A 12,656-nucleotide genomic window follows, 5' to 3' on the forward strand; every position below is an offset into this window, starting at 1 on the left:
GCGAGGTGCGGTCCGCGCTCAGGCGCGCGGCTTCTCCCGCATCTCGTACGTCTCGATGACGTCGTCCGCCTTGACGTCGTTGAACGAGCCGAGGCCGATACCGCACTCGAAGCCCTCGCGGACCTCCGTGGCGTCGTCCTTGAACCGTCGCAGCGACTGGATGGACAGGTCGTTCGAGACCACGACGCCGTCGCGCAGGAGCCGCGCCCTGGCGTTGCGGCGGACCACGCCGGACCGCACGAGGCAGCCGGCGATGTTGCCGAACTTCGAGGAGCGGAACACCTCGCGGATCTCGGCGGTGCCCAGCTGCACCTCCTCGTACTCCGGCTTGAGCATGCCCTTGAGCGACTGCTCGACCTCGTCGATCACCGCGTAGATGACCGAGTAGAACCGCAGGTCGACGCCCTCGCGCTCGGCCAGGTCGGCGACGCGCTCGGCGGGCCGCACGTTGAAGCCGATGATGATGGCGTTGTCGACCGTGGCGAGGTTGACGTCGTTCTGGGTGATGGCGCCCACGCCGCGGTGGATGATCCGCAGCGCGACCTCGTCGCCGACGTCGATCTTGAGCAGCGCCTCCTCCAGCGCCTCGACCGAGCCGGAGCCGTCGCCCTTGAGGATGAGGTTGAGGTTGTCGACCTTCCCCTCGGCCAGGGCGGCGGTGAGGTCCTCGAGGCTGATGCGCTTGCGGCGCTTGGCCAGGAGGGCGGCCCGCTCGCTCGCCTCGCGCCGCTCGGCGATCTGCCGGGCGGTGCGGTCGTCGGTCGCCACGAGGAACGTGTCGCCGGCGCCCGGGACCTGCGTGAGGCCCAGCACCTGCACGGGGCGGGACGGGCCCGCCTCGACGACGTTCTCGCCGCGCTCGTCGAGCATGGCGCGCACGCGGCCGTGCGCCCCGCCGGCGACGATCGCGTCGCCGACGCGCAGGGTGCCCGACTGCACGAGCACCGTGGCGACGGAGCCGCGGCCCTTGTCGAGGTGGCCCTCGATGGCGACGCCGCGCGCGTCCTTGTCGGGGTTGGCGCGCAGGTCGAGCGCCGCGTCCGCGGTGAGCAGGACGGCGTCGAGCAGCCCGTCGATGTTGATGCCCTCGCGGGCGGAGACCTCGACGAACATCGTGTCGCCGCCGTACTCCTCGGCCACGAGGTTGTACTCGGTGAGCTGCTGCTTGACCTTGTCCGGGTTGGCGCCGGCCTTGTCGATCTTGTTGACCGCCACGACGATCGGGACGCCGGCCGCCTGGGCGTGGTTGAGCGCCTCGATGGTCTGCGGCATCACGCCGTCGTCCGCCGCCACGACGAGCACGACGATGTCGGTGACGTCGGCACCACGGGCACGCATGGCCGTGAAGGCCTCGTGGCCCGGGGTGTCGATGAAGGTGATGGCCCGGTCGACGTCCTCGTGCTCGGTGACGACCTGGTAGGCGCCGATGGCCTGCGTGATGCCGCCGGCCTCGCCCGCCATGACGTCCGCGGAGCGGATGGCGTCGAGCAGGCGCGTCTTGCCGTGGTCGACGTGACCCATGACGGTCACGACCGGCGGGCGCGCCTCCAGGACGTCGTCGCCCTCGCCCTCGAGCTCGCCGGCCAGGTCGATGTCGAAGGACGCGAAGAGCTCGCGCTCCTCCTCCTCCGGCGAGACCAGCGAGATGTCGTAGCCGAGCTCGGAGCCGAGGAGCTTGAAGGTGTCCTCGTCGAGCGACTGCGTCGCCGTCGCCATCTCGCCCAGGTGGAACAGGACGGTGACGAGCGACGCCGGGTTGGCGTCGATGCGCTCCGCGAAGTCCGTCAGGGACGCGCCCTGGCGGATGCGGATGACGGTCGAGCCGTCGCCGCGGGGGACGCTGACGCCGCCGACCGACGGCGCCTGCATCGCCTCGTACTCCTGGCGCTTCGCGCGCTTGCTCTTGCGCCCGCGGACCGGACGGCCGCCGCTGCGGCCGAACGCGCCGGCGGTCGCACCGCGACCGCCGCCACCGCGGCCGCGGAAGCCGCCGCCGCCCGCACCGGGGGGACCCCCGGGGCCGCCGCCGCCGGGACGGCCGCCCGCACCGGGACGACCGCCCGCACCGGGACGACCGCCGCGCGCGGGGGCGCCGGGACGGCCGACCGTGGAGCGGCCCGGCATCATGCCGGGGTTCGGGCGGGGGCCGCCCGGGCCCGCCGCGCCACCGGGGCGCGGGGCCGGACGCGGGCCGCCGGGACGGTCGCCCGCCGCCGCGCCGGCGCCGGGGGCACCGCCGCCGGGACGGGGGCCGCCGCCGCGCGGCATCCCCTGGCTCGTCGCGAAGGGGTTGTTGCCCGGGCGGGGACCACCCGGACGCGGGGCACCACCGGGCGCGCCGGCGCCGGGGGCGCCGCCGGGACGGGGGGCACCGCTGCGGGCGGCGGGCTCGGCGCGCTCGGCGCCGCGCTCGGGAGCGCCCGCACCGGGACGCGCGCCGGGACGGGGCATGCCCTGGCTCGTCGCGAAGGGGTTGTTGCCCGGACGGGCGGGGCCGCCCGGACGGGCGCCGCGGTCACCGCGGTCACCGCGGTCGCCGCCCGGCGCGGGGCGGGTGCCCGGACGCTCGGGACGGTCGCCGCCGCGGGCCGCGGGGGCCTGCGGGGCGGGCGACGGGGCGGCCGGGGCGGGACGGGCCGGGCCCGGACGGGCGCCGGGCGTCGGCGCCGTGCGGGCGGCCGGGGCCGCGGGGACCTCGGCGGGCGCCGGGCGCGACGGCGCGGCGGGGGCGGCGGGGGCCGGTCGGGCGGGGCCCGGGGTCGGCGCGCCGCCGGCGGCGGGGGCCTGCGGCGCGGGGGCCGCGGGTGCCGCAGGGGTCGCCTGCGGGGCCGGCGCCGGGCGGGCCGGGCCGGGACGGGCTCCGGTACCGCGCGGGGCGGCCGGGGCGGGGCTGGGGGCGCTCGCGCCGCCGGCGGCGGGGAACGCGTCCTTCAGGCGTCGGACGACGGGAGCCTCGACGGTCGACGACGCCGACCGGACGAACTCGCCCATCTCCTGGAGCTTGGCCAGCACGACCTTGCTCTCGACGCCGAGGTCCTTGGCGATCTCGTGGACCCGGGGCTTTGCCACATCTCTCCTGTCCTGGCCCACGCCGGGACAGGCGGGGCCTAGTGCTGCTGGGGGGTGCTCATCGCTGGGAGCTCATCGGGTGCCCATGAGATGCAGACCCGCTCTCGCTGTCGACGGTCGTCCCGGACCCGAGGCGCGGTGCGCCGCGGGCGTGCCGACCCGCGCGCGACCGTTACCGGTGCGACGTGCGGGAGGGTGCGGGCCGACCGGGGGTCCGGCGCGCACCGCCCCATGGTGCCACCTCGACGGGGGTGCGCGCGTCACCGCGGGTGCCGGCCCGCCGGTCGGGCGACGTCGTCGATCGCCCTGCGTCGTCGTCGGGTGCGCTGCGTGACGGAGGTGCGGCGCGCCCGGCGTCGACCCGCAGGCCCGCTCCGGGCCCGGCTCCCCCACCCACTTCGCTGCCGAAGTCGATCCCAGGAGCCGCTCCCCAGTCACTTCGCTGCCGAAGTCGACCCCCGGGGCCCGCCCCCACCCACTTCGCTGCCGAAGTCGGCGCTGGGATGCTTTCCCGCTCCACTTCGCTGCCGAAGTCGTGGTCCGGAGCCGTCCGCCACCCACGTCGCTGCCGACGTCGCCCCCCATGACCGCTCCCCACCCGCGTCGCTGCCGACGTCGGTCCCCGGACCGGGCGCCGGGGCGCGGCAGGGCTACGGCGCGTCGCGCCCGTCGGCGGCGGCGAGGTGCTCGGCGACGGCGTCGGTCGCCAGCGGGCCCGGCACCCGGAGGGCGCGGGGCAGCGCCCGGCGGCGCACCGCCAGGGCCAGGCAGGCGGGGTCGGCGTGGAGCCAGGCGCCGCGGCCCCCGAGGCGGCGGCGGACGTCGGGGACGACGGCGTCCGTCCCCGCGAGGGCGAGGCGGAGCAGGCCGTCGGCCTCCGTCGTCGTCCGGCACCCGACGCACGTGCGCCGGGGCCGGTGCGCCGTGCCGGCCACGTCCGTCAGCCGCGGGGGTCGCGGCGCGGGCGCTCGTCGCGGGGGCCGCCCGTGCGGGGCGCCCCCGTCCGGGGCCCGCCGGGGGCGCCGTACCCGCCGGTGCGCGGCGCGCCCGTCCGCGACCCGCCGGGGCCGCCCGTGCCGGTCCGCGGACCGCCCGCACGGCCCGGCGCCGGGCCGCGGCCCTCGCCGCCGCGCGGCGCGTCGGAGCGCGGCCCGCGCAGGGGCTCCCGGCGCGGCGCCGAGGGGTCGAGCGGCGGCGGCTCGGGGGCCGTGTCGCTGCGGATGTCGATGCGCCAGCCGGTGAGCCGGGCGGCGAGGCGGGCGTTCTGCCCCTCCTTGCCGATGGCGAGCGAGAGCTGGTAGTCGGGGACGACGACGCGGCAGGAGCGCGAGGCGGCGTCGACGACCTCGACCGAGCTCACGCGGGCCGGGGACAGCGCCGCGGCGACGAAGGCCGCCGGGTCGTCCTCCCAGTCGACGATGTCGATCTTCTCGTCGCGCAGCTCGGTCATGACGGCGCGCACGCGCTGCCCCATCGGCCCGATGCACGCGCCCTTGGGGTTGAGCCCCGGGACGGTCGAGCGGACGGCGACCTTGCTGCGGTGCCCGGCCTCGCGCGCCAGCGCCATGATCTCGACCGAGCCGTCGGCGATCTCGGGCACCTCGAGGGCGAAGAGCCGGCGGACGAGGTCGGGGTGCGTGCGCGACAGCGTGATCGACGGGCCGCGGAAGCCTCGCTTGACCTGCACGACGAGCGCGCGCACGCGCGAGCCGTGCGGGTAGCTCTCCCCCGGCACCTGCTCGGCCGGCGGCATGACGGCCTCGACGGGCCCGAGGTCCACGTGCACCATCGAGCGGTCCCGGCCCTGCTGGACGACGCCGGAGATGACGTCGCCCTCGCGGCCCTGGAACTCGCCGAGCACGGCCGCGTCCTCGGCGTCGCGCAGCTTCTGGAAGATCACCTGGCGCGCCGTCGTCGCGGCGACGCGGCCGAAGCCCGTCGGGGTGTCGTCGTACTCGCGGACCGGCGCGGGCGGCGCCGGCGGCGCGGCGGGCGCGGCGTCGTCCTCCGACGTCGTCGCGTCGGCGGGCCCCTCCTCGGCGCCGTCGGCCGGCGCGGGCCGTCCCTCGGACGCCTGCTCCGGCGTCTCCTGCGCCCAGACGGTGACCCGCCCGGACACGCGGTCGAGCTCCACGCGGGCGCGGCGGGCCGAGCCCTCCTCGCGCTGGTAGGCGAGGAGCATCGCCGTCTCCAGCGCCTCCACCAGCGTCTCCAGCGGCATCTCCCGCTCGCGCGCCAGCATCCGCAGCGCGGCCATGTCGACGTCCATCAGCCCTCGTCCTCGTCCTCGTCGTGCGCGTCGTCGTGCTCGTCGTCGTCCGGCTCGTCGTCGAGGTCCTCGTCGTCCTCGTCGGCCGGGGCGTCCTTGCGGTCGAACTCCACCTGAACCGCGCCGGTCCCGAGGCGGTCCCACGGGACTTCGAGCCGCTCGGCGGCGCCCTTCTCGTCGACGACGAGGACGACGCCGGCGGCCCCGGCCTCGACGACGCGGCCGGTGACCCGGCGGGCCGTGCCGTCCTCGCCCGTGACGTCCACCTGGACGAGCCGCGTGCGGGAGCGGCGCCAGTGGCGCGGCTCGGTGAGCGGGCGGTCGACGCCGGGGCTGCCGACCTCGAGGAGGTACGGCTGCTCGCCGAAGGCACCGGCGTCGTCGAGCGCCGTGGAGACGGCCCGCGTGACGTCGGCCGCCTGGTCCAGCGACATGGCGCCGACGGCGTCCTCGGGGAGGTCCACGACGACGCGGACGACACGGCGTCGGCCGGCCGGCGTCACGGTGACCTTCTCGAGGACGAACCCGGCCCCGCCGACGACGGGGTCCAGGAGCTCCGTGAGCTCCGCCGGCCTGCTCGGGGCGCTGCTCGCCACGACGTCCTCCCGTGTCCAGTTGTGGTGCGCCGCGCCGGGGTGGGCCCCGGGGCGCTGGTCGGTCCGCGCCCGGTCGCCGGGCGCCCCCCGATGCTAGCCGCGGGCGCGGGGCCCGCCGGACGCCGCGGTGCCGCCCCCGGCGGGACGGCGCGGCCCCCGGGCTCGCCACGACGGGACGGCGCCGTCACCCATCCGGAGCAGCGCGGGCGCCGAAGCGGCCGGACGTCCACGTCGGACGGAGGGCCCGGGGGGGGCGCTCGACGACCCGGCACCCCCAGCCCCGGAGGACCCGCCACCGTGCCCCTGCACCCCGCCGCCCTGCTGCGCGCCGCCCGCGAGCGGGCCTACGCCGTGTGGGCGAGCCCGCGCCTGCTGCACCCGGCCGACCACCTCGTGGCCGCGGCCGTGCGCCGCCGCGCCCGTCGCCCGGGCCGGCCGACGGGCGCCGTGACCCGCGCGCACGTCCTCGTCTGCCCGCCCGGCGACGGCAACATCGGCGACCAGGCCATGGTCGAGGCCTTCCTCGGCGCGACCGACGGCCCGGTCGTCCTCCTCGTGCGCGAGCACGGCGACGTCGCCGTCCCGGCGGCCGACCGGTCGCGCGCCGAGGTCGTGGCGCTCCCCCGCCTCGTCTACGGCGGCGGCGTCGGGCACGTGCGCGACGCCGCCCGGCTCGCCCGGCTCCTGGGGCGCGCCCGGTCGGTGTCCGTCGTGGGCGCCGACCTCATGGACGGGGGGTACGGGCACCGGGCCGCCGCCAACCTCTCGCTCGTCGCGGCGCTCGCGCGGCGGGCGGGCCTGCCGAGCCGCGTCCTCGGCTTCAGCTGGAACGGCCGCGCCCACCCGGGCGCCCGGGCCGCGCTCGGCCGCGCCGCCGCCCGGGGCACGCGCCTCATGCTGCGCGACCCGCTGTCGGCCGACCGGGCCCGCCGCGACGGCCTCGCCGGGGTGGAGGAGGTCCTCGACACCGTCTTCATGGCCGCCGACGACCTCGACCCGACGGCGGCCGACGCCCTCCTCGGCGCCCCGCGCCCGGACGACCCGCCGCTCGTCGTCGTCAACGTCAGCGGGCTCGTCGGCGCCCGTGTGGACCAGCACGCCGACCACGTCGCCGTCGTCGACCACCTCCGCGCCCGCGGGGCCCGCGTCGTCCTCCTGCCGCACGTCCGGCGCCCCGGCGGCGACGACGTCGCGGAGGTGCGGCGCCTGGCCGCGGCCTTCGCGGCCGACGCGCAGGTGCTGGCCGTCGACGAGCTGCTCCGCCCCGCGCAGGTGCGGGCGCTCGCGGACCGGTCCGACGCCGTCCTCACCGGCCGCATGCACCTCGCCGTCATGGCGCTCTCGCGCGGCGTGCCCGCGGTCTGCCTCTCGACCCAGGGCAAGGTCGACGGCCTCATGGCCGCCTTCCGGTCGCCCGGCGCGAGCGTGGAGCCCCGCCCCGGGATGGCGGCCGAGCTGACGCGGCGGCTCGACGACGCCCTCGCGGCCGACGGCGCCCGGCGGGCCGAGCTCTCCGGCCTCGCGGCCGACGCCGCCCGGATGGCGCGCCGCAACGTGGCGGGCCTCGACGCCGCCTGAGCGCTGCGGCCGGTCCGAGGGGGCGGCGTCGACGCGGCGGGGGACGGCCCGGCCCGGCGCCGTGGCAGCATCGCGGCGTGCCCGACCGACCCGCGCCGCGGCCCTCCCGCCGCCGGGTGCTCGGGCTCCTCGCCGCCGTGCCGCTCGCCGGGCTCGCCGGCTGCTCCTCGCTGCCGGACCTCTCCGCCGTGCGCGTCGACCCCGACTGGCCCGGCACCGCCGCCCCGCCCGTCCCCGACGCCGACGAGCGGGCCCGCGCGCGGGCGGCCGACGACGCCCGGGCCCTCCGGCGGGCGGTGGAGGCCTTCCTCGCCGCGGGCGCGGAGGGCGCCCCGGCGGTGGCGGCCGCCCTCGTCGTCGCCGCCGGGACCGAGCACCTCGCGGCGCTCGGGGAGCCCGACGACGGCCCGGACGGCGCCCCGGGCACCGGTGCCCCGACGACCGCGCCGACCGACGCGCCGGCCCCCTCGGCCGCGGCCCTGGCGGAGCAGGTGGCCGGGGCGGCCGAGGCCGCCCGCGCCGACGTGCCGGGGACGTCGTCGGGGCTCGCCCGGCTGCTCGCCGCCGTCGCCGCGTCCCGCTCCTTGCTGGCGCAGCGGGTGCAGGGCGCGCCCGAGGTGCCCGACCCCTCCGCCGTCACGGGCGCCGGCCCGGCCGGCTCGGTGACCGGGACGGTCCTCACGCCGCCGCAGGCGGTGCCGGGCGAGGCGGCGGCGCTCGAGGGGCTCGCCGCGGGGGCGCTGGCCGCGGCGCGCGGGGTCGAGGTCGCCGCGGCGTCGCTGGCCGACGACGCCCGCGCCCGGGCTCTCGACCTCCGCGGGGCGCTCGAGGACGAGGCGGACGTCGTCGCCGCGGCGCTCGTCGCGGTCGGCGGACGGGCCCCCGTCGCGGCGCCGGACTACGTGCTGCCCGCGCCGCTCGGGGGCGCCGACGACGCCGTCGCGCTCGTGACGCTCGTGCTCGACCGCCTCGCGGCGACGGCGCTCGACGCCGTCCCCGCGCTCGTCGGCGAGCGACGGCTCATGGCGGCGGACACGACGGTCCGCGCCGCGGCGTGGGCGGACGCCTGGCGCCCGGGCGGCCCGGCGGACGACGTCCGCCTCGCCCTCCCCGGCACCACCGCCCCCGCCTGACCCTGGGGGGTGACGTCCCGGCGCGCCTGCACGGTGAAGTCGACGTCGACTTCACCTCCCGGCACCCCTCCGGGGTGAAGTAGACGTCGACTTCACCTCCCGGCACCCCTTGGGGGTGAAGTAGACGTCCACTTCACGACCAGGCACCGCTGAGGGCCAGGGGGGCGTCAGGCCAGCAGGTCCCCGACCACCTCGGAGCCCAGCCGGAGCACGAGGGCGCCGACGACGACGAGGAAGACGACGCGGACGAAGCGGCTCCCCTTCGCCACCGCCGTCCGCGCGCCGAGGTAGCCGCCCGCGACGTTGGCGACGGCCATGAGGAGGCCGAGGCCCCAGACGACGTGGCCCTGCGGCACGAAGACGAGCAGCGCGCCGAGGTTGGTCGCGACGTTGACGAGCTTCGCCGTCGCCGTCGCCCGGAGGAAGGCGAGGCCCACGACGCCGACGAGCGCGAAGACGAGGAAGGTCCCCGTCCCGGGGCCGAGGAGTCCGTCGTAGCCGCCGATGGCGAGGCCCAGGGCCGCCGCGACGGCGACCTGCCGGCCGCCGTGGAGGCGCTGGTGCGACGTCTCCCCCAGGCGCGGCCGGGCCACGACGACGACGAGGACGACCAGCAGCGCCACGAGGACGAGCGGCGTCAGCGCCTCGCCGGGCAGCGAGGAGGCCAGGAGCGCGCCGACGGCGGCACCGCCGAGCGCGCCGACGACCATCGGCACCGCCACGGGCACGGGCGGCCGCTGCCCCGGCGGGGCGTGCCGGAGGAACGTGACGGCGCTCGTCGTCGTCCCCGCGATGCCGGCGAGCTTGTTGGTCGCGAGCGCCTGGACGGGCGAGAGGCCCGGCACGAGCAGCAGCGCGGGCAGCTGGACGAGCCCTCCCCCGCCGACGACGGCGTCCACCCACCCCGCCGCCAGGGCGGCGAGGAGGAGGAGCAGGACGGTGCCGACGGTGAGGTCCGCCGGCAGCACGCCGCCGAGCGGGCCGCCGACGGCGAGGACCGCGGCGGGCGCGCTCACCCGCCGCGGACGGCGGAGAGCACCGCGCCGGTCGTCGCCCCGCCCACCGGGAGGTCGGTGACCTCGCCCGTGCGGCGGTCGACGAGCTCGACGACGCCCTCGGCGAGCCGGCGGCCCACGCGCACGACGTACGGCATGCCGAGCAGCTCGCTGTCCTTGAACTTCACGCCCGGGGAGACCTTGGGCCGGTCGTCGAGGAGCACGTCGAGCCCCGACGCGACGAGGTCGGACGACAGCTGCTCGGCGTAGGCGAAGACGTCGTCGCCCTTGCCGGCGGCGACGACGTGCACCTGGGCGGGCGCGACGGCGACGGGCCACACGAGGCCCTGCTCGTCCGCCCCGGCCTCGGCGACGGCGGCGAGCGCGCGGCTCACGCCGATGCCGTACGAGCCCATCGTCACGGTGACCTGCTTGCCGTTCTCGTCGAGCACGGTGAGCCCGAGCGCCTCGGCGTAGCGGCGCCCCAGGGCGAAGATGTGCCCCATCTCCATGCCGCGCGCGGCCTCGAGCGGCCCGGACCCGTCGGGGGCGGGGTCGCCCTCGCGCACCTCGGCGGCCTCGACGGTGCCGTCGGCGGCGAAGTCGCGGCCGGCGACGAGGTCGAGCACGTGGCGGCCCAGCGCGTCCGCGCCGGTGACCCAGCGGGTCCCGGTGACGACGCGCGGGTCGAGCAGGTAGCGGATGGTCCCCGCCGCGCGCTCGCCGTCCTCCCCGAGGGGCGCGTTCGGGCCGAGCACGCCCGGCCCGATGTAGCCCTTGGCCAGCTCCGGGTGCGCCGCGAAGTCCTCGGCGCCGAAGGGCTCGACGACGGCGGGCGCCAGCGAGGCCTCCAGCCGGGCCGTGTCGACGTCGCGGTCGCCGGGCACGCCGACGGCCAGCGGCTCGCGCCGGCCGTCCGGGTGGCGCAGGACGACGAGGACGTTCTTCAGCGTGTCGCCGGCCTCCCACGCGCGGTCGTCGCGCGGGAACGCCTCCTGCAGGTGGGCGACGAGCGACTCGATGGTCGGCGTCCCCGGCGTGTCCTCGACGTGCGCGGCCGGGAGGCCCTCGAGCGGCTGCTCCGGGGGGACGACCGTCGTCACGGCCTCGACGTTGGCCGCGTACCCGCCGGGCGAGCGGACGTAGGTGTCCTCGCCGACGGGCGTGGGGTGGAGGAACTCCTCCGACCGCGAGCCGCCCATGGCGCCGGAGGTGGCGGACACGACGACGACCTCGAGGCCCAGGCGCGCGAAGACGCGGAGGTACGCCTCGCGCTGGCGGGCGTAGCTGCGCTCGAGCCCGGCGTCGTCGACGTCGAAGGAGTACGCGTCCTTCATGACGAACTCGCGGCCGCGCAGGAGGCCCGCGCGGGGCCGCGCCTCGTCGCGGTACTTCGTCTGCACCTGGTACGCGAGCAGGGGCAGGTCCTTGTACGAGGAGTACAGGTCCTTGACGAGGAGCGTGAACATCTCCTCGTGGGTGGGCGCGAGCAGGTAGTCGGCCTGCTTGCGGTCCTTGAGCCGGAAGATCCCGTCGCCGTACTCGGTCCAGCGGCCGGTGGCCTCGTAGGGCTCGCGCGGCAGCAGCGCCGGGAAGAGGACCTCCTGGCCGCCGACGGCGTCCATCTCCTCGCGGACGACCCGCTCGACGTTGCGCAGCACCCGCAGGCCGAGCGGCAGCCACGTGTAGATGCCCGGCGCGGCCCGACGGATGTACCCCGCCCGCACGAGGAGCCGGTGGCTGACCACCTCGGCCTCGGCGGGGTCGTCCCGCAGGGTCCGCAGGAACAGGGACGTCATCCGCAGCAGCACGCCGCGAGGCTACTGGCCCCGTGCGACGGCCCGGGCGGCACCGACGCGCCGCGGGCGCCGTCCCTGCGGGAGGGACGACGCCCGCGGGCCGGCCCGGCGGCCGACCGCCGTCGGTCAGGGCACGAGGATCGCGCGCCCGCGCACCCTCCCGGCGTCGAGGTCGGCGACCGCGGTGGCGAAGTCGTCGAGCGCGTACCGCGTCGTGTGCAGGGTCACCGCGCCCCGGGCCGCGAGGACCATGAGCTCGGTGAGGTCGGTGTAGGAGCCCACGAGGTTGCCGACGAAGCTGATCTCCGTCGAGATGATGTCGATCGTCGGGACGTCGATGTTCTCCCCGTAGCCGACGACGAGGTAGTCGCCGGCGCGGCGCAGCATCCGCACCCCCTCGGCCGTGGCGCCGCCCTCGCCGACGAAGTCCACGACCACCTCGGCGCCGTGGCCGCCCGTGAGCTCGAGGACCTGCTCGACCTGCGTGCCGTCGGCGACGACGCCGTGGTGCGCGCCCATCTGCACGGCCAGCTCGACGGCGGCCGGGTTGCGGTCGACGACCACGACCTCCGCCGCCGTCATGGCCGCCAGCACCTGGACGCCGATGTGCCCGAGGCCGCCGGCCCCGATGACGACGCACCGGTCCCCCGGGCGGAGCCGCCGGGCCGCCTTGGCGCACGCGTGGTACGCCGTCAGACCGGCGTCGGCCAGCGCCGCGACGCCCGCCGGCTCGAGGCTGTCGGCGATCTTCACGACGCTCCGCGCCGTCGTCAGCAGCTTCTCCGCGTAGCCGCCGTTCGTGTCGATGCCGGGGAAATGGCTGCTCTCGCAGTGCACGTCGTCGCCGGACCGGCACGCCCGGCAGAGCCCGCACGTCATGAGCGGGTGGAGGATGACCTTGTCGCCCTCCTGGACGTTCGTCACGGCGGAGCCGACGGCCTCGACCCAGCCCGCGTTCTCGTGGCCGATCGTGTACGGCAGCGAGACACCGGACTTCGCCTCCCACTGCCCCTCGAGGATGTGGAGGTCGGTCCGGCACACCCCCGCCCCGCCGACCCGGACGACGACGTCGAGCGGGCCCGTCGGCTCGGGCGCCGGGACCTCCGTCATCTCGAGCGGCCGGTGGTAGCCGACGACCTGGACTGCGCGCATGGTGCTCACCGCGGGGGCCTCCTGGGGCGGGGTGCTGGTGCTGGGGTGGTGGGGCGGGCGAGGGG

The 12,656-nt window shown here is 78.0% G+C and carries 8 protein-coding genes and 2 pseudogenes; 2 read left to right on the top strand and 8 right to left on the bottom strand.

The genetic code is table 11. The features are described from left to right. Nucleotides 1-18: 18 nt before the first annotated feature. The 5 genes and pseudogenes from infB to rimP all read right to left on the bottom strand — a co-directional run bounded on the left by infB (nucleotide 19) and on the right by rimP (nucleotide 5,934). Nucleotides 19-2,934, bottom strand: coding sequence for a translation initiation factor IF-2 (infB, locus tag EDC03_RS06375; RefSeq protein ID WP_422393797.1), 2,916 nt, complete (start codon nucleotides 2,932-2,934; stop codon nucleotides 19-21). Beyond that, nucleotides 2,932-3,090, bottom strand: a pseudogene (locus tag EDC03_RS18555) (translation initiation factor IF-2 N-terminal domain-containing protein); the annotation flags it as partial. The pseudogene EDC03_RS18555 and the gene infB, both read right to left, overlap by 3 nt. A gap of 629 nt (nucleotides 3,091-3,719) precedes the next feature. After that, complete coding sequence (locus tag EDC03_RS06380; protein WP_199720002.1) at nucleotides 3,720-4,004, bottom strand: YlxR family protein; 285 nt, start codon at nucleotides 4,002-4,004, stop codon at nucleotides 3,720-3,722. A 260-nt stretch (nucleotides 4,005-4,264) separates the two neighbouring features. Next, nucleotides 4,265-5,338, bottom strand: a pseudogene (gene nusA, locus EDC03_RS06385) (transcription termination factor NusA); the annotation flags it as partial. After that, nucleotides 5,338-5,934, bottom strand: coding sequence for a ribosome maturation factor RimP (gene rimP, locus EDC03_RS06390; protein ID WP_123379399.1), 597 nt, complete (start codon nucleotides 5,932-5,934; stop codon nucleotides 5,338-5,340). The gene rimP and the pseudogene nusA, both read right to left, overlap by 1 nt. Before the next feature lie 297 nt (nucleotides 5,935-6,231). Here rimP and EDC03_RS06395 point away from each other — a divergent pair, with 297 nt between their 5' ends. Both EDC03_RS06395 and EDC03_RS06400 read left to right on the top strand, forming a co-directional pair. Then, nucleotides 6,232-7,512 carry a polysaccharide pyruvyl transferase family protein gene (locus EDC03_RS06395; RefSeq protein ID WP_123379400.1) on the top strand — a complete coding sequence of 427 codons (1,281 nt, stop codon included), beginning with the start codon at nucleotides 6,232-6,234 and terminating at the stop codon, nucleotides 7,510-7,512. A 77-nt stretch (nucleotides 7,513-7,589) separates the two neighbouring features. Then, the gene (locus EDC03_RS06400; protein WP_123379401.1) at nucleotides 7,590-8,645 is read left to right on the top strand and encodes a DUF4439 domain-containing protein; all 1,056 of its coding nucleotides are present in this window, start codon (nucleotides 7,590-7,592) and stop codon (nucleotides 8,643-8,645) included. 167 nt (nucleotides 8,646-8,812) lie between these two features. Here EDC03_RS06400 and EDC03_RS06405 read toward each other — a convergent pair whose 3' ends face one another. The 3 genes from EDC03_RS06405 to EDC03_RS06415 all read right to left on the bottom strand — a co-directional run bounded on the left by EDC03_RS06405 (nucleotide 8,813) and on the right by EDC03_RS06415 (nucleotide 12,591). After that, the gene (locus EDC03_RS06405) at nucleotides 8,813-9,661 is read right to left on the bottom strand and encodes a TSUP family transporter (protein WP_241967063.1); all 849 of its coding nucleotides are present in this window, start codon (nucleotides 9,659-9,661) and stop codon (nucleotides 8,813-8,815) included. Beyond that, nucleotides 9,658-11,451, bottom strand: coding sequence for a proline--tRNA ligase (locus EDC03_RS06410; RefSeq protein WP_123379402.1), 1,794 nt, complete (start codon nucleotides 11,449-11,451; stop codon nucleotides 9,658-9,660). Before EDC03_RS06410 ends, EDC03_RS06405 begins: the two co-directional genes overlap by 4 nt. Before the next feature lie 114 nt (nucleotides 11,452-11,565). After that, nucleotides 11,566-12,591: an NAD(P)-dependent alcohol dehydrogenase gene (locus EDC03_RS06415; protein ID WP_123379685.1), complete on the bottom strand. Its 1,026-nt coding sequence runs from the start codon at nucleotides 12,589-12,591 to the stop codon at nucleotides 11,566-11,568. Between the last annotated feature and the right edge of the window lie 65 nt (nucleotides 12,592-12,656).

It is taken from the genome of Pseudokineococcus lusitanus (genome assembly GCF_003751265.1).
Taxonomy (GTDB): domain Bacteria; phylum Actinomycetota; class Actinomycetes; order Actinomycetales; family Quadrisphaeraceae; genus Pseudokineococcus; species Pseudokineococcus lusitanus.

Coding starts and splice junctions, on each gene's coding strand:
- EDC03_RS06415 (WP_123379685.1), bottom strand. CDS start 12,591: ATGCGCGCAGTCCAGGTCGTCGGCTACCACCGGCCGCTCGAGATGACG.